Source organism: Brevundimonas sp. Leaf168, assembly GCF_001423685.1.
Classification (GTDB): domain Bacteria; phylum Pseudomonadota; class Alphaproteobacteria; order Caulobacterales; family Caulobacteraceae; genus Brevundimonas; species Brevundimonas vesicularis_C.
On the sequence record NZ_LMOY01000007.1, the window covers coordinates 244,767 to 261,230 of the forward strand.

Below are 16,464 nucleotides of genomic sequence, written 5' to 3' on the forward strand. Positions count from 1 at the left end.
GCCTCTCATGTCCGACCATCCCGCAGTTCTCATCACCGGCGCCTCCAGCGGCATCGGGGCGACCTATGCCGACCGCTTCGCCAGGCGCGGCCACGATCTGGTGATTGTCGCGCGCGACAAGGCGCGGCTGGACGCTCTGGCCGAGCGGCTTCGTGGGGAGGCCGGCGTGGCGGTCGACGTCATCCAGGCCGATCTGACAAACAACGCCGATCTCGAAGTGGTCGAGGCCCGACTGCGCGACGACGCCCGCATCGGCGTGCTGGTGAACAACGCCGGGCTTTCGGTCGCGGGACGCTTCGATCGCCAGGCCGCGTCCGACATCGCGCGGCTGGTGGCGGTGAACACCACGGCCGTCCTGCGACTGGCCCATGCGGTGTCGCCCCGCTTCGTCGAAGCCGGCCGGGGCGCGATCATCAATGTCGGCTCGGCGGTCAGCCTGGTCCCCGAGTTCGGCCAGACGGTCTATGGCGCCACGAAAGCCTTTGTCCTCTACCTGTCGCAAGGGCTGGCGTTCGAACTCGGTCCCAAAGGCGTCTATGTCCAGGCGGTGCTGCCGGCCGCCACGGGCACCGAAATCTGGAGCCGCGCCGGCGCCGATCCGTCGCAACTGCCGCCCATGATGGAGGTCGGCGAGATGGTGGACGCCGCGCTGGTCGGCTTCGACCGTCGCGAGCCGGTGACGATCCCGCCGCTGCACGACGCCGGCCAATGGGACGCCTTCCAGGCCGCCCGTCTCGTCATGCTGCCCGGCTTTGGGCAGGTCACCGCCGCCCCCCGCTACAAGGCGGACGCGTGATGAGGGCCTTCTTCCTCGACCATTACTCCAAGAAGGCGACGCTTCGATTGGGCGAGGCGTCGGAGCCCAAGGTCGGCGACAAGGATGTGCTGGTCGAGGTGCACGCCGCCGGGCTGAACCTGCTGGATTCAAAGATCAGGGACGGGGCGTTCAAACCGATCCTTCCCTACAAGACGCCGCTGGTTCTGGGTCATGACGTGGCCGGCAAGGTCGTGCGCGTCGGCCGGGCTGTGAAGCGGTTCAAGGTCGGCGACGAGGTCTATTCGCGCCCACGCGACGGGCGGATCGGGACCTTCGCCGACTATATCGCCATCGCGGAAGACGACGTCGCGCCCAAGCCGCGCAATCTGTCGATGGAAGAGGCGGCGGGCGTGCCGCTGACGGCGCTGACGGCGTGGCAGGTGCTGGTGGACCGGGCCGATCTAAAGCCGGGGCAGAAGGTTCTGATCCACGCCGGTTCCGGCGGGGTCGGCATCCTCGCGATCCAGTTGGCCAAACACCTGGGCGCCAGCGTCGCGACGACCGCGAGCGCAGCGGGCGCGGACCTGGTTCGCAGCCTGGAGGCGGACGTGGTGGTCGATTACAAGACCGAGGACTTCGCCAGGCTGCTGTCGGGATACGACCTGGTTCTAAACAGCCTGGACGGCGAGACGCTGGAACGGTCGCTGGATGTGCTGAAGCCGGGCGGCAAGCTGATCTCGATTTCCGGCCCGCCCGATCCGGCCTTCGCCAGGGCGCAGGGTCTGAACTGGATCATCCGCCAGGTCATCGGCCTGGGCAGCCGCAAGATCCGGGCAGCCGCGAGGGCGCATCAGGTGGACTACAGTTTCGTCTTCATGCGGGCGGACGGCGAACAGTTGAGCCGGATCACGACCTTGATCGAGGCCGGCGACATCCGCCCTGTGCTGGATCGCGTGTTCCCGTTCGAGGATCTGAACGAAGCGCTGGCCTATATCGAGACCGGTCGCACCAAGGGCAAGGTCGTCGTCAGCCTGAGGCCCTGAACTGATCGTTATCGAAGGGCCGCGGCGTCAATCGCCCTACGCCTTCGTCTTGTCGATCCAGGCGGCGAAGGCGTCGGTGAAGCTTTTCAGGAAGGTCTTGGTGTCGTCCTTCTTCAGCTTGCCGTTCTCGTCAAGCAGGTCGGCGACATTGCCGATATAGGCCTCGGGCTGCTGCATCGTCGGCATGTTCAGGAACACCAGCGGCTGGCGCAGGTGGTGGTTGGCGCCGAAGGCCGCGACGGCGCCGGGCGAGACGCTGACGATGGCGGCGGGCTTGCCCTGCCAGATGCTGTGGCCATAGGGGCGCGAGCCGACGTCCAGGGCGTTCTTCAGCGCGCCGGGGATGGAGCGATTGTATTCGGGCGTGACGAACAGCACCGCCTCGGTCGTCGCCACCTCCTCGCGGAACCGCTCCCAGGCCGGCGGCGGGTTGTCGGTCTCCAGGTCCGGGTCATAGAGCGGCAGGTCGCCGATCTCGACCGGCTCGATCTCCAGCCCCGGCTCAGCCAGCGCCTTCAGCTCCATGCCGATGGCGCGCGAATAGGAGCCTTTGCGCAGGCTGCCGACGATCAGGGCGGCGCGGACGGTCATGGAAGGTCTCCGGGCTGGACGGGTTCAAGCGCCAGCATAACCGATCCGCGCCCCGGCGCGTTCCCTCAGCCCCCGAACAGGGCCGCCGCGAACGCTTCGCCTGCTGGTGCGGCCGACTTCGGGCCGAGGACGGCGCTGGCCGCCTGGCCTGACGCCAGTAATCGACCGCCGACCGCGCGCACGTCCTCGATCGTCTGGGCTTCCAGCTGTTCGGTCATCGACAGGCTGGAGCGTGGGGCCCCGAAGATCAGGGTCTGGGCGGCGTTGCGCCCGGCCCGGCTCATCGGGTTTTCGTCCGACATCCACAGGCCGGCCTTCATAACAGCCTTGGCCCGCGACAGCTCCTTTTCGGTCGGCCCGTTCTCGGCCAGGGCCCGCACCTCGGCCGCCGAGACCTCGGCCAGTTCTTTCGCCCGATCCGCCGCCGCCCCGGCGTAGATGCCCAGCACGCCCGTATCCTCGTACGGCTCCTGATAGGCGTCGATGGCGTAGGCCAGGCCCCGCTCCTCGCGCGCGCTCTGGAACAGGCGCGAGGCCATACCCCCGCCGAGGATCTCGCCGAACAGCCGCATGGCCGAAAGCGCCGGATCGGTCGCGGACAGGGCCGGCAGTTGGAAGACCAGATTGGCCTGTTCGATCTTGCGCGTCAGCTTCGCGTGTCCGCCGACGAAGGCGGCCGGCGCGGGCGCGTCAGCCGGCGTCGCGACCGAATCGCCGAACCAGCGCTCGGCCAAGGCCAGCAGCTCGGTCTCGTCCACCGCGCCTGAGACCGACACCACCATCCGGTCGGGCGAATACAGCCGCGCGCGCCACGCCTCGACCGACGTCTTGTCGGCCGACTTCAGGCTGGCGACAGAGCCCAGGATCGGACGGCCCAGCGGTTGTTTGGCGAAGGCGCGCGTCTGCACCATCTCGAACACATGGTCGTCGGGCGTGTCGAAGGCCTCGGCGATCTCCTGGGCCACCACATCCTTCTCGCGCTCAATCTCGGCAGGATCGAGGGTCGGGCGGAACACCAGGTCCGACAGCACCTGCATGGCGAGCGGCAGCGAGCCGTCCAGCCCCCGCACCTCGAAACTGGTCCGCTCATAGCCGGTGGAGGCGTTGATGGTGCCGCCCTCGGCCTCGATCCGCTCGACGATCTCGCGCGCGGCCATGTCGCCGGCGCCCTTGAACACCAGATGCTCCAGCAGGTGCGACCAGCCGGATCGATCCAGCGGCTCCCACCGCGCCCCGCCCTTGACGGTGACGACGACGGCCAGGGTCTTCAGCCCCGGCATCGGATCGCAGATGACGCGAACGCCGTTGGACAGGGTGTGAAGCGTAGCGGTCAGGGGATGTCTTTCTTGGTGCGACGGCGAAGCAGGGCCACATAGAAACCCGCAAGCGCGATCGCCAGTCCGAACCATGTCAGGGCGTATCCGAAATGGTTGTTGGAAAAGGCCGCAGGCGGCGCGGACGGCCTCAGCGCCGGGAACTCGGGATTGACGGCGGTGATGGCGAACACGGCCTCGGGCCGGACCGGGCCAGTGACGTTCAGCGCCTTGGCCATCGCCGCCGTGTCGCGGGCGTAGAAGCGGCCGTCGCGGGGCGCCGGGCTCATGGCGCCGGGCTTGTCGAAGGTGCGGAACTCTCCGACCATCACGAGCGGCAGGGTGGTTTCGACCACGCGCGGACGCGCCGTCACGCCGTCGCCGACAAAGCCGCGATCGACCAGCAGGGTGAAATCCGCCCCCGCCGGCTTGCACGCCGAGATCAGCCGCACCCCGGCCTCGCCGTCATGGATGCTCTGAAGCTCGACGAAGGGCGCGCTGGCCAAGCCGGGACAGACGATCAGCGCCTTCCTGAACTCCAGATCGCCCCCATTCCTTGTCTCGGCGAGCACCTGATCCAGCGGCGCGGGCGGTTTCGCCGCCGCCGCATCGGCCGCCGCGATCAGCCCTTCCTTCCACTTCAGCCGCTCGACCTGCCACACGCCCAACCCGATCAGCAGGATCAGGGCCAGGACCGTCAGCACGGTCAGGATCCAGGGGAAACGCTTCATCGCTGGTTCCGATATTGCAGCCCGATCATCAGCCCCCGCCCCGGCCGCATCAGGGCCAGCGACTGGGCGACCACCAGCGGCAGCCAGACGATCAGATGCACCCACATGGGCGGATGGTATTTGACTTCCATGAACAGCGCCGAGAAGCCGACGATGAATCCGGCGATCTGCATGATAAAGCTGGCGGGGCCGTCGCCCGTCTGGATGGTGGAATAGTCCAGACCGCAGGCCGTGCAGCCGGGTGCGACCTTCAGAAAGCCCGCGAACAGCGCGCCCTGGCCACACCGGGGACAACGTCCCCGCAGCGCCCAGCGAACCGGCGTATCGGAAACGACGACGGCGCGGGACGATTCCTCGTCCCGCGCCGCTGCGATGTCTTCAGGGCCGTCTTGGTTCAACCGAAGACGACATAGACGAAGGCGAACAGGAACAGCCAGACCACGTCCACGAAGTGCCAGTACCAGGCCGCCGCCTCGAAGCCGAAATGCTTCTGCGGGGTGAAGTCGCCCTTCAGCAGACGGATCAGGCAAACCGCCAGGAAGATGGTGCCGATCAGGACGTGGAAGCCGTGGAAGCCTGTCGCCATGAAGAAGATCGAGCCGTACAGGCCCGAGTTCACGGCCTCTTCGTTGAAGAACAGCTTCTCGTGCAGGATGTGGTTGTACTCATAGGCCTGGACGCAGGTGAACAGCACGCCCAGGGCCACGGTGATGATCAGGGCGATCTTGGCGCCCTTGCGGTCGCCGACCTGGATCGCGTGGTGAGCCCAGGTGACGGTGCAGCCCGAGAGCAGCAGGGTCACGGTGTTCAGCAGCGGCAGCTGCCACGGCGACAGGACCTCGACGCCCTTCGGCGGCCAGGTCGACCAGGCCTTGGCGGTGTCGGCCCAGGTGCCGACTTCCGGCGTAAGCGCCCGCGATTCATGGAACAGGGCCATGTCGAAGAACATCCAGAAGAAGGCGACGAAGAACATCACCTCCGACGCGATGAACAGGATCATGCCGTAGCGCAGGCCCAGCGACACGACGGGCGTATGGTCGCCCGCCTTGGATTCCTTGATGACATCCGCCCACCAGCAGAAGGCCGAGATCAGCACGCCGGCCAGACCGGCGAAGAAGACGCCCGGCTTGCCTTCGGCCAGGAAGTTGGCGGCGATCGGGCCGCCGTCCGCCGGCGCCAGGCCCTTCATCCAGATCACCGCGCCGATGAACATGATGGTCGCAGCGACCGAGGACACCAGCGGCCAGGGGCTGGGCGCCACCAGGTGGTAGTCGTGCTGCGGAGTGGCGTGGGCGTCAGCCATGAATCGCGTCTCTTCGTCGGCCAGAGTCGGTTGTTATAGCGGCTATAGCGTTCGATTTTCCCCGACGCCAGAGCCACGCCGTCTTTCCGCCTTGTTCGGGCGTGCGGACGGGGCTCAGCCCTTGCGGGCCATTGAATCGGCGGGGTCGTCCGGGCTGTGGCCCAATGCGCCGCCCATGCCCATTCCACCGCCGCCCATCCCTGCGCCCATGCCGCCCCCGCCCTCGCCACGGCCGCCCGTTGCGCCGGCGCCTGAGCCGCGGCCTCCGGTCGAGGACGGGCGCGTCGGGCCTTGCAAGGGAATGTCCGGTCCGGTCGGCACGGGCGCCAGGTCCAGCGCCTGACGGATGAAGTCGCGCAGCGAAACCACCAGATCATGCGTCCGCACCGGCCGCCCGGCGACCAGTTCACGCGCCGCCTGCTGCGCCAGTCGCACCTGGTCCTCGGTGCCCAGCAGGATGATATCCGCAAGACTAGCCTCGACCGCGTCGCGGATACGCCGGGTCCGGTCCGACCCCGCCGTCGCCTCGGCGCTGAGATCCAGTCCCGCCTCGCCTTGCGGGACGTTGCGGCGGCTCAGGTCGCGCTTGTGCGTCGGATCGACGGTCAGGTCGCCGGTGAAAGACCCGCCCAGCACCTTGTAGGCGGCGATCAGGGTCTTCAGCCGTTCGTTGATCTGGCGATTCATCCGCTCGCGCCGCTGCTGGATGGTGAACATCATCACCAGCCGGATGCCCATGCCGATCAGCGTCACGAGCGCCAGCCCGACCAGGGTCAGCAACAGACTGTGCCAGTTGGTGAAATCCAGACCGCGCAAATCCCGTCTCCGTCTCGGCGTGCAGCATGCACCTTGAGACGAAACGCGCGCCGACGCGAACGGCGCCGTGTGATCAGCCGTTCATCGCCGCGAACGCCTTGGCCGAAAAAGCCGACAGCGGCTGGGGAAGGTCGTCCAGCGCGAACCAGCCGATCTCCGACAGCTTGTCCGGTTCGGTCAGCGTCGGCTCGCCGGTGAAGTCCCGGGTGACATAGATCAGCGACACCCAATGCTGGCCGTCGGCCGGAATGATCTCTTCGGCCAGGCACAGAAAGTCGACGGCGCCGATCTTCAGCCCGCTCTCCTCCTCGGCCTCGCGCCGCGCGGCGTCGATGGAGCGCTCCATCAGGTCGACCTTGCCGCCCACGATGTTCCAGAACCCGGCCTCGGGCGCCTTCAGCCGTTTGCACAGCAAGACCCGCCCGTCGGCGCGCTGGATCACCAGCCCGCAGCCGACGCCGGGAAAGTCCACGCCCGGCTTCAAAGTCACGCCTTGGGCGCGTCCACGGAGGGGTAGAAGGTGTAGCTCAGGGTTATGTCGCGCGCGCCCTTGGCCTCACGGTCCGTGGCCAGTTCGGGGGCGATGAAATATTGGACCGGGAACTGGCGCGTCTCGCCCGCCGCCAGCGTCTGGTCGGTGAAACAGAAGCATTGCAGCTTCTGGAAATACGGCCCCGTCTGCTCGGGTGAGACATTGTAGCTGGCGCGCACCTGGATCGGCTTGTCCGAGGTGTTGGTCACGTCGAAATAGGCCAGGCCCGTCTCGCCGATCCGCACCCGCTGGGTCGACTGTTCGGCGCGGAAGGTCATCGGCACGCCGCGCACATTGGTGTCGAACCGCACCATGACCGTCTCGTCCAGCACGGTGTCGGAGGCCTTGTCGGCCTTCATCGTCGTGCCGCCAAAGCCCGTGACCTGACAGAACATTCGATAGAGCGGCACCGCCGCGAACGCCGCCCCGGTCATGCCCATCACGCCGAAGACGCAGATGATGGCGATCAGATTCTTGCGGCCCGCCTTCATGGCTGGGAGGTCTCCACCGCCGTCGCCAGCGCGCGCTCGGCCGCCTGGTTCTGTTGCAGGCGCAGCACCGTGGTGGCGAACACGAGCACGATGAAGGCCACCAGCGCCGAGGCGATCCAGACATTGCGACGCTTGCGCGCGCGAAGTTCCTCAGGCGTCAGACGCATGGTTTTACGCTCCCAGACCGGACAGGGCCTCGACCAGCAGCGCCGAAAACAGCGCCATCAGATAGAGGATGGAAAAGGCGAACAGGTCCCGCGCCGGTTTGGCCTGGACCTTGACGTCATACAATGCGGCCTCGCGTCCCACGGCCTCGGCCTTGTCCGGTTCGTCGCCGGCGCGCGAGCGATAAAGGCGCACCGCCAAGCCGAGGAAGCCTAGGCCGCCCGCGACCGATACGACCAGATAGATGATCCCGCCCAGGCCCGCGAAGGCCGGGGCGATCGCGACCGGCACGAAGACCAGGGTGTAGAGCAGGATCTGCAACCGCGTGGACTTGGCGCCCTTGGCCACCGGCATCATCGGAATGCCCGCCTTGGCGTAATCGCCGGCCGAATACAGCGCCAGCGCCCAACTGTGCGGCGGGGTCCACAGGAAGATGATGAGAAACAGCAGCCACGCCTGCCACGGCGCATGGCCCGTCGCCGCCGCCCAGCCGATCACTGGGGGAAAGGCGCCTGCCGCGCCGCCGATGACGATGTTCTGGGGCGTCCGCCGCTTCAGCAGCAGGGTGTAGAAGCCGGCGTAATAGACGATGGTCATGGCCAGCAGACCGGCCGCCAGCCAGTTGGTGTTCATTCCCAACAGCATGACCGAGAACAGGCTCAGGATGACGCCGAACGCCATGGCGTCGTTCTTGCGCACACGTCCCGCCGCCACCGGCCGGCCGCGCGTGCGGCGCATCAGGGCGTCGGTCTCGCCTTCCAGCGCCATGTTCAGCGCCCCGGCCGCCCCGGCCCCCACGGCGATGCACAGGATGGCGATGGCCGCGACCAGCGGATTGACCGACCCCGGCGCGACGATCAGCCCGGTCGCGGCGGTGAAGACCACCAGCGACATCACGCGCGGCTTCAGCAGCTGGAAGAAATCCTCCGGCTGGGCGGTCGAGAGAACGGGTCGGGTCTGAACTTCGGTCATCTGTGAGGGCCGCATAGCATACCCAAATGAAGAAGGCCGCCCCTTCCGACGGAAAGAGCGGCCTTCGATTTCATATCGCTGGAAAGGCTTAGTGCTCTTCCGCCTTGATGACCGGCAGTTCGTTGAACTGGTGGGCCGGGGGCGGCGAGGACAGGGTCCACTCCAGGGTCGTGGCGCCTTCGCCCCACGGATTGTCCACGCCCGGACGACGACGGATCGCCGCCTCGGCCAGCATGATCAGGAAGACCAGCACGCCGACCGCCGTGATCGCATAGCCGATCGACGAGACGTGGTTCCACAGGGTGAAGGCTTCCGGATAGTCGATGTAGCGACGCGGCATGCCCTGCAGACCCAGGAAGTGCTGCGGGAAGAACACCAGGTTCACGCCCACGAACATGATCCAGAAGTGGGTCGCGCCCAGGAACTCGTTGTACTTCACCCCGAACATCTTCTCGAACCAGTAGTAGAAGCCCGCGAAGATCGCGAAGACGGCGCCCAGCGACAGCACGTAGTGGAAGTGCGCCACTACATAATAGGTGTCGTGCAGGCTGTAATCGATGCCGGCGTTCGACAGGACCACGCCGGTCACGCCGCCGACGGTGAACAGGAAGATGAAGCCGATCGCCCACAGCATGGGCGTCTTGAAGCTGATGGAGCCGCCCCACATGGTCGCGATCCAGCTGAAGATCTTCACGCCCGTCGGCACCGCGATGATCATGGTGGCGGCGATGAAATAGGCGCGCAGATTGATGCTCATGCCGACCGTGTACATGTGGTGGGCCCACACGATGAAGCCGACGAAGCCGATGGCCACCATGGCGTAGGCCATGGCCAGATATCCGAACACCGGCTTGCGGCTGAAGGTCGAGACGATGTGGCTGATGATGCCGAAGCCCGGCAGGATCAGGATGTACACTTCCGGGTGACCGAAGAACCAGAACAGGTGCTGGTACATGATCGGGTCGCCGCCGCCGGCGGGATCGAAGAAGTGGGTGTGGAAGTTGCGGTCTGTCAGCAGCATGGTGATGGCGCCGGCCAGCACGGGCAGCGACAGCAGCAGCAGGAAGGCGGTGATCAGCACCGACCAGGCGAACAGCGGCATCCGGTGGATCGTCATGCCGGGCGCGCGCATGTTCAGGATGGTGGTGATGAAGTTGATCGCGCCCAGGATCGAGCTGGCGCCCGCGACGTGCAGGGCGAAGATCGCCAGGTCGAAGGCGGGGCCGACGTGGCCCGTGGTCGACAGCGGCGGATAGGCCGTCCAGCCCCCGCCGAAGCCCTTGCCCGGTCCGCCGTCGGTGAACATCGACAGGATCAGCAGGCACCAGGCGGCGACCAGCAGCCAGAACGAGATGTTGTTCATGCGCGGGAAGGCCATGTCCGGCGCGCCGATCATGATCGGCACGAACCAGTTGCCGAAACCGCCGATCATGGCGGGCATGACCATGAAGAAGATCATGATCAGGGCGTGGGCCGTGACGACGGCGTTATAGCCGTGCTTGGACTGCTCAACGAGACCCAGCAGCTGGATCGACGAGCCTTCCTTGAAGATCTGGATGCCCGGCTCGGCCAGTTCCCAGCGGATCAGGCCCGACAGGGCGCCGCCCACGATGCCCGCCATGATGGCGAACATCAGATACAGGGTGCCGATGTCCTTGTGATTGGTCGACAGGAACCAGCGGGTGAAGAAGCCCAGCTTGTGGTCGTGATGGTGGTCGTCGTGAGCGTGACCGATGTGGGTCGCGTCGCGGGTTACGGTAGCGTCAGCCATGTGTCTCTGTTCGCCTCTTACTGGGCGGCCGGCGCGGCGGACGCCGCGGCGGGAACGGGTTGGTCGGCGGTGGCGCCGACGGGGGCGGCGACCGGGGTCGCGGCATCGGCGGCGGGCGCGGGCGCGGCAGCAGCCGGAGCCGCGGCGGGGGCGGCGACCTTGGGCGTCATCGAACCGCCCTTGGAGGCGATCCACTGTTCGAACTGGGCCTGGGTGACGACTCGGATCTCCAGCGGCATGAAGGCGTGGTCGACGCCGCACAGTTCCGAGCACTGACCATAGAAGACGCCGGTGCGCTCGGCCTTGAACCAGGTGGTGTTGATGCGGCCGGGAACGGCGTCGGTCTTCAGGCCGAACGCCGGCAGGGCGACGGCGTGGATGACGTCCGAGGCGGTGATGACCAGCTGGACCGTCTTGCCGACCGGCACGACCATCGGCTCGGTCGCGGCCAGGCGATAGGGCACGCCCTTGGCCTTGGCTTCCTCTTCCGGGAGCATGTTGGAGATATATTCCGCGACGCCCTGGTCCGGATACTCATAGGCCCAGTTCCACTGGTTGCCGGTCACCTTCACCGTCAGATCCGGCGACGGCATGTCGTGATAGGCGAACAGCAGGCGGAACGAGAACAGGGAGATGAAGACCAGGATCAGCACCGGCAGCACGGTCCAGATGATCTCGATCGTGGTGTTGTGGCTCCAGCGCGCAGGCGTCGGATTGGCCTTCTTGTTGTAGCGGAACACGATCCACGCCAGCAGGCCCAGCACCAGCAGGGTGATGGCCGTGATGATCGGCATCAGGATCACGTCGTGGAAGAAGTGCGCATCATGCTTCAGCGGCGACGCCGCCGGTTGCAGCGTGATGCCGCCCGGGGTCGGCTGACCCATCAGGTCCTGCGCCCACGTCGGCGCCGCAGCGAACATCGCCAGTCCGGCGCCCAGAACGATGGAGGACGCGCAAGTCGCGGCCTTCTTCAACGTCCCTTGGGCTCGCTTGCCCATCCCCATATGAGACTTCCCCATAAAACCGTTATGCAGCAGATACTTGCGAATGGCTCGCAAGAGATCACGCTGGCGCGATTCCCACGCCCGGCGTTCTCGGTCACCTATCGGATCGCTTTCGGCTTGCCAAGCGATCAACGGCGCTCAGGCCGCAAAGCCGCCTTCAGCCGGCCTCGATTAAATCGCTGTCATGTTTCGATAGCTACCTTGCGTCACAAGATACCTTGTCGTAGTCAATGTCCATCAACGGGAGAGCCGAGGTGCCAGAAACTATCGAGATACAGCTGAAGAAAGGCGTGTTGGGGCTTTGCGTCCTGGCCCTTCTGAACCGGGCGGACAGCTACGCCTACGAGATCGCCAGCCGCCTGTCGGACGCGATCGATATGGGGGAAGGCACGATCTATCCCCTGATGCGCCGCATGCAGTCCGAAGGACAGGTCGAGACCTATCTGGTCGAATCCTCCGCCGGGCCGTCACGCAAATACTACCGACTGACCGAAGCGGGCCGGGGGGCCCTCGCCGCCCAGACTGCCGAATGGTCCGCCTTCACCAAGGCCGTCGACGCCATCGTGGCGAACGACGCCGATCAGGGAGCCGCTCAATGACGCGCGCCGAATTCATCGATCGTCTGGAGGAAGGCCTCGTCGGCCTGCCGACCACGACCGCCAACGACATCATCGCCGACTATCAGACCCATTTCGACGACGGCATCGCCGCAGGCCGCACCGAGGCCGAGGTCGCCTCCGCGCTCGGCGATCCGGTCCGCCTGGCTCGCGAGCTCAAGGCCGAGGCCGGCATCCAGCGCTGGCATCAGGAGAAGAACCCCTCCGCCGCCGCCGGCGCCGTCTTCGCGGTCCTGGGCCTGGGTGCGTTGGACATCCTGATCCTCCTGCCCCTGTTGATGGGCGTGATCGGGACCGTGTTCGGCTTCTTCATCGCCGCCATCGGCCTGTTCATCGGCGGCGGCGTGATCATGGTCGCGGGTCCCTTCGCCGGCTTCCCCGGCGGGCCGTTCGCGGCGATCCTGATGGGGCTGGGCCTGATGGCCGGCGCCGTCTTCATCGGCGCCCTGCTGACCATCTTCACCATCTGGCTGGTCAACGGCGTCGTCTGGTTCGCCCGCCTTCACTACCGCCTGCTGAAGCCGGCGCTTGAGCCGACCAGCGTTCAATCCACCTCGACCTCGGGAGCCTCGGCATGATCCGCACCCTGTTCATCATCGCCGGCGCCGCCCTGGTGCTGTGCCTGGTCACCGTCGGCGGCGCGCTGGCGATCGGCGGCCATGACCTCCAGCGCCACGGCTGGGCCTGGACCATCAAGGACCAGGACGGCGAGACCATCCGCTTCGAGCGGGTCAAGGGCGGCGGGACGGACGATCTCGGCCCCCTGACCACCCGCACCCTGCCTTGGACCGGCGGCGAGACCCTGACCGTCGATTCCAGCATCGACGTCGACTATGTCCAAGGTGACGCCAACACCGTCGTCATCACCGGGCCCAAGGGTCTGACCGACCGGGTCCGTCTGGTCGACGGCCGCCTCGATCTGGGCGACGGCGACGAGCGGGTCGTGTTCGGCTGGAGCAACGGCAACTTCTCCGCCCGCTCCGAACGCGACGAACTGAAGGTCGTCATCACCGCGCCCAAGGTGAACCGCTTCAACGCCAAGGGCTCGGGCGACCTGCAGATCACCGGCTATGACCAGCCGTCGCTGACGGTCGACATCGCCGGTTCGGCCGAGGTCACCGCCTCGGGTAGCACCGACGAGCTGAAGCTGGACATCGCCGGCTCGGGCGATGCGTCCCTCGGCGACCTGGCGACCCGCGACGCCTGGGTGGACATCGCCGGCTCCGGCGACGCCCGCATCGCCCCGACCGGCGACGTCAAGGTCGCCATCGCCGGCTCCGGCGACGTGGCCCTGGCCACCCGCCCCGCCAACCTGAACAGCACAGTCTCCGGCTCCGGCGACGTCTATCAGGACTGACGGTCGCACCGATCACCGTGGAAAGGGGCTGGGTTCACCAGCCCCTTTTTTCTGTGCGCCCGCCTTGGAAACGGGGAGCGGCGCCTTCACCCCTCGGGCCCTACGCGCTAAGTCAGCCGCATGACTTTCGCTCCCCTCCCCGACGCCGGCGCCAACTGGGTCGATCGGCATGCGCCGGAGGGGCTGAAGCCGTGGTTGAAGCTGGGGCGGTTCGATCGGCCCATCGGAATCTGGCTGCTGCTGCTGCCCGGCTGGCAGGGGATCGCGCTGGCCTTGGCGCAGTATCGGCAAAGCCCCGGCTTTTATGATCTGTGGCTGTTCGTCGGTTTTGCCATCGGCGCCTGTCTGATGCGGGCGGCGGGGTGCGCCTTCAACGATATCGTCGATCGGGATTTCGACGCCCAGGTCGCCCGTACCGCCCAGAGACCCATTCCGTCCGGCCGCATCTCGGTCAAACAGGCCTGGGCCTTCGTCGTCGCGTGCAGCCTGATCAGCCTTTTGGTCCTGCTGACCCTGCCGACCGTCGCCATCGGGCTGGGCGTCGGGTCGCTGGGCCTGGTCGCGGCCTATCCGTTTATGAAGCGGATCACCTGGTGGCCCCAGGCCTGGCTGGGCCTGACCTTCAACTGGGGCGCCCTGATGGGGTTCGCCGCCGCCCTGCCCTTGGCGGCGGCCGCCTTGCTGCTGCCCGCCGATCTCGCCGGCGAGTTCCGGCCCTTTCTGTGGTCCCCGGCCAGCGAAAGCGGCCATGCGATCGCCCTGACGTGGCAGGCCTATCTTCCGGCCATCCTGCTGTGGATTGGCGGCGTCTTCTGGACCCTGGGCTACGACACCATCTACGCTCTGCAAGACATCGAGGACGACGCCATGATCGGCGTGAAGTCCTCGGCCCGCCGACTGGCCTCGGCCGTGCGGCCCGGCGTGGCGATCTTCTATGGCCTGACCGTGATCCTGGCCGCCATGACCGGCCTCGCCGCCGGGCTTGGGCCGCTCTTCTGGATCGGCCTGATCGCCTACGCCGCCCATCTGGCGCGTCAGGTCATGCGGCTCGACCGCAACGACGGCGCCCTGGCGCTGAAACTGTTCAAGTCCAATCGCGAGGCCGGCGTCATCCTGCTGGCCGCTATCGCCCTTGGCTCAATCTCCCTGTGATCCCCCCGATGATGGAGTTTCCCATGTCGCGCACCGCCCGCATCCTGCTGTTGTCCGCCGCCGTCGCCGCCACGCTTTCCGCATCTCTGGCCGCCTGCCAGCGCAAGGAAGACAAGGCCCAGGCGCCGGCCGCACAGGCCCCGGCCGCTGCGCCGGCCATGTCGAACACTCCCGTCGGCTATGACAGCAAGACCCCCTATGCCGCCGTCAAACTGACCCTGCCGCAGGCGATCAAGACCACGCCCGCCCTGCACGCCGCCCTCTATGCCGACACGGTGCGCGACCTGAAGCAGTTCGAGGAAGGCGCCCAGGCCGATCTCAGCGAGGCCGGCGGCGGCCCCAACCCCTATGAGAAGACTATCTCCTTCGCGCCCAGCGCCGAGACGGGGAAGCTGGTCAGCCTGGCCCGCACCGATTTCGAGTTCACCGGCGGCGCCCATCCCAACACCAGCTTCGACGCCGTCATCTGGGACAAGACGGCCAACAAGCGGCTGGGCTTCGCCGACCTGTTCCGGCCGGGCGCGGATCTGTCGGCGCTGGACAAGGCCCTGTGCGCGGCCGCCAACGCCGCCAAACAGGCCCGCTCGCCGGGGTCGGAAACCGCGACCCTGGACGGCAAGATGTGGACCTGCCCCAAGGCCGTCTCGACCCCGTTCGTCCTGACGCCGGGCACGACGCCAGGCAAGGCGGGCGGCGTGACCTTCCTGATGGGGCCCTATCAGATCGGCCCCTATTCGGACGGCCCCTACTGGATCGCCCTGCCGCAGAGCGCGTTGCGCGCCCTGCTCAATCCCGCCTACGCCGACCAGTTCGACGGCGCCCCGGTCAAGGCCGGCGACGTGACGCCGAAGAACGGCTGAACCAATCCTCCCCCGCCTGCGGGGGAGGATCTTCAGAGTTCACTTCGCCAGAAACGCGTCGACCAGTTGGGCGAACCGTGCCGGCTGATCGGCCATGATGAAGTGGCGCGATCCATCGACGCGGATCAGGCTCACGCCGGGTAAGGCCGCATACTCTCGCGTCCACATCGCATCGGCCACCGCCGCCGGCGCCCCGCCGTCCGCATCGGCGGCGTAAAGCGCCGTCACCGGCGTCGTCATGGTCGCCAGCCCCGGCCGCGCATCGGTGGTCATGACATCCTTGATCGCCGCCGTCATCGCGTGACGGTCGGTCGCCAACGACCAGGCCACAATCCGCGCTTGTTCCGACGGGTTGCGAGACAAGGCCTGCGCCGTCGCCTCCTGCTGGGTGCGGAAGCTCGCCGTGTCCGCCGACAGGATCATGCTGGCCGCCTGATCCGCGAAAGGCTTTGCATTCTCTGCCGTCGCGGTCGGGGCGAACATGGCGCTGTAGAAGGGCAGCGAGTCGACCGTCATGACCCGCCCGACCAGATCCGGCTGCTGTTGCGCCAGCAGAAGTCCGCTCAGACCGCCCATCGAATGGCCGATCACCGCCGGCCGATCCAGCCGCGCCTGGCGGATGTAGCGCGCCAGTTCATCCACCTCGGGCTGGACGAAGGCGCCGTCGCCGTGCGTCCAGGGTTCGCCGGCGAACCCGGCCAACTGCACCAGATGAACGCGGTGCGTCGCCTTCAGCCGATCGGCCGTCGTTCGCCACACTTCACGCGAAGACGCCAGTCCGGGGATCAGGATCACGTCAGGGCCTTGACCCACCACCTCAACCGACAGCCGGTCGGAGGTGAAGGGCGCGGCGGCGGACGCCAGAGGTGGCGCGGCTTGGGCTCGGGCCTGATCGCTGGCCATAGCGCAGCCGATCACAACGCCCAGGATGATGGCAAGGCGCGACGGGGCGAAGACGCCCCGGCAAGGGCGAATGACGTTCAACATCA

At 67.0% G+C, this 16,464-nt stretch carries 20 protein-coding genes; 7 read left to right on the plus strand and 13 right to left on the minus strand.

Features of this window, described 5'->3' with window-relative positions:
- The first annotated feature begins 7 nt into the window (after nt 1-7).
- Together ASF81_RS06060 and ASF81_RS06065 are read left to right on the plus strand one after the other, a co-directional pair.
- Nucleotides 8-796 (plus strand): SDR family oxidoreductase, encoded by a 789-nt coding sequence (locus ASF81_RS06060; protein ID WP_055806270.1) that lies wholly within the window; start codon nt 8-10, stop codon nt 794-796.
- Nucleotides 796-1,800, plus strand: a complete 1,005-nt coding sequence (locus tag ASF81_RS06065) for an NADP-dependent oxidoreductase (RefSeq protein WP_055806274.1) — start codon at nt 796-798, stop codon at nt 1,798-1,800. The genes ASF81_RS06060 and ASF81_RS06065 overlap by 1 nt, the downstream gene beginning before the upstream one ends.
- A 36-nt stretch (nt 1,801-1,836) precedes the next feature.
- On the opposite strand, the gene ASF81_RS06070 is transcribed toward ASF81_RS06065, so the two are convergent.
- From ASF81_RS06070 to coxB, 12 genes are all read right to left on the minus strand, one after another.
- Complete coding sequence (locus tag ASF81_RS06070; RefSeq protein ID WP_055806277.1) at nt 1,837-2,391, minus strand: NADPH-dependent FMN reductase; 555 nt, start codon at nt 2,389-2,391, stop codon at nt 1,837-1,839.
- 65 nt (nt 2,392-2,456) lie between these two features.
- Nucleotides 2,457-3,671, minus strand: coding sequence for a pitrilysin family protein (locus ASF81_RS06075; RefSeq protein ID WP_156363164.1), 1,215 nt, complete (start codon nt 3,669-3,671; stop codon nt 2,457-2,459).
- A 50-nt stretch (nt 3,672-3,721) separates the two neighbouring features.
- Nucleotides 3,722-4,435, minus strand: a complete 714-nt coding sequence (locus ASF81_RS06080) for an SURF1 family protein (RefSeq protein WP_055806280.1) — start codon at nt 4,433-4,435, stop codon at nt 3,722-3,724.
- Nucleotides 4,432-4,833, minus strand: coding sequence for a DUF983 domain-containing protein (locus tag ASF81_RS06085; protein WP_055806283.1), 402 nt, complete (start codon nt 4,831-4,833; stop codon nt 4,432-4,434). The genes ASF81_RS06080 and ASF81_RS06085 overlap by 4 nt, the downstream gene beginning before the upstream one ends.
- Complete coding sequence (locus ASF81_RS06090) at nt 4,830-5,738, minus strand: cytochrome c oxidase subunit 3 (protein WP_055806286.1); 909 nt, start codon at nt 5,736-5,738, stop codon at nt 4,830-4,832. The genes ASF81_RS06085 and ASF81_RS06090 overlap by 4 nt, the downstream gene beginning before the upstream one ends.
- A 114-nt stretch (nt 5,739-5,852) precedes the next feature.
- On the minus strand, nt 5,853-6,554 hold the full coding sequence (locus ASF81_RS06095) for a hypothetical protein (RefSeq protein WP_055806290.1): 702 nt from the start codon (nt 6,552-6,554) through the stop codon (nt 5,853-5,855).
- A 73-nt stretch (nt 6,555-6,627) separates the two neighbouring features.
- Nucleotides 6,628-7,044, minus strand: a complete 417-nt coding sequence (locus tag ASF81_RS06100; RefSeq protein WP_055806293.1) for an NUDIX domain-containing protein — start codon at nt 7,042-7,044, stop codon at nt 6,628-6,630.
- Complete coding sequence (locus tag ASF81_RS06105; RefSeq protein WP_017505722.1) at nt 7,041-7,577, minus strand: cytochrome c oxidase assembly protein; 537 nt, start codon at nt 7,575-7,577, stop codon at nt 7,041-7,043. The genes ASF81_RS06100 and ASF81_RS06105 overlap by 4 nt, the downstream gene beginning before the upstream one ends.
- Entirely contained in the window at nt 7,574-7,744 is a 171-nt protein-coding gene (locus ASF81_RS15240) for a hypothetical protein (RefSeq protein WP_017505721.1), read from the minus strand. The genes ASF81_RS06105 and ASF81_RS15240 overlap by 4 nt, the downstream gene beginning before the upstream one ends.
- 4 nt (nt 7,745-7,748) lie before the next feature.
- Nucleotides 7,749-8,714, minus strand: coding sequence for a heme o synthase (gene cyoE, locus ASF81_RS06110; RefSeq protein WP_055806296.1), 966 nt, complete (start codon nt 8,712-8,714; stop codon nt 7,749-7,751).
- Nucleotides 8,715-8,802: 88 nt separating this feature from the next.
- A complete protein-coding gene (gene ctaD, locus ASF81_RS06115; protein WP_055753981.1) occupies nt 8,803-10,485 on the minus strand; it encodes a cytochrome c oxidase subunit I in 1,683 nt (560 codons plus the stop codon).
- 17 nt (nt 10,486-10,502) lie between these two features.
- A complete protein-coding gene (coxB, locus tag ASF81_RS06120) occupies nt 10,503-11,489 on the minus strand; it encodes a cytochrome c oxidase subunit II (RefSeq protein WP_369814903.1) in 987 nt (328 codons plus the stop codon).
- A gap of 254 nt (nt 11,490-11,743) precedes the next feature.
- Here coxB and ASF81_RS06125 point away from each other — a divergent pair, with 254 nt between their 5' ends.
- From ASF81_RS06125 to ASF81_RS06145, 5 genes are all read left to right on the plus strand, one after another.
- Nucleotides 11,744-12,088 (plus strand): PadR family transcriptional regulator, encoded by a 345-nt coding sequence (locus tag ASF81_RS06125; RefSeq protein WP_039244893.1) that lies wholly within the window; start codon nt 11,744-11,746, stop codon nt 12,086-12,088.
- A complete protein-coding gene (locus ASF81_RS06130; RefSeq protein ID WP_055806302.1) occupies nt 12,085-12,684 on the plus strand; it encodes a DUF1700 domain-containing protein in 600 nt (199 codons plus the stop codon). Before ASF81_RS06125 ends, ASF81_RS06130 begins: the two co-directional genes overlap by 4 nt.
- Complete coding sequence (locus ASF81_RS06135; protein WP_055806305.1) at nt 12,681-13,463, plus strand: GIN domain-containing protein; 783 nt, start codon at nt 12,681-12,683, stop codon at nt 13,461-13,463. The genes ASF81_RS06130 and ASF81_RS06135 overlap by 4 nt, the downstream gene beginning before the upstream one ends.
- A gap of 120 nt (nt 13,464-13,583) precedes the next feature.
- On the plus strand, nt 13,584-14,615 hold the full coding sequence (locus tag ASF81_RS06140) for a UbiA family prenyltransferase (RefSeq protein ID WP_055806308.1): 1,032 nt from the start codon (nt 13,584-13,586) through the stop codon (nt 14,613-14,615).
- Between the two features lie 23 nt (nt 14,616-14,638).
- On the plus strand, nt 14,639-15,475 hold the full coding sequence (locus tag ASF81_RS06145; protein ID WP_055806970.1) for a DUF3298 and DUF4163 domain-containing protein: 837 nt from the start codon (nt 14,639-14,641) through the stop codon (nt 15,473-15,475).
- A gap of 39 nt (nt 15,476-15,514) precedes the next feature.
- Here ASF81_RS06145 and ASF81_RS06150 read toward each other — a convergent pair whose 3' ends face one another.
- Nucleotides 15,515-16,462, minus strand: coding sequence for an alpha/beta fold hydrolase (locus tag ASF81_RS06150; protein ID WP_055806311.1), 948 nt, complete (start codon nt 16,460-16,462; stop codon nt 15,515-15,517).
- Nucleotides 16,463-16,464 lie beyond the last annotated feature (2 nt).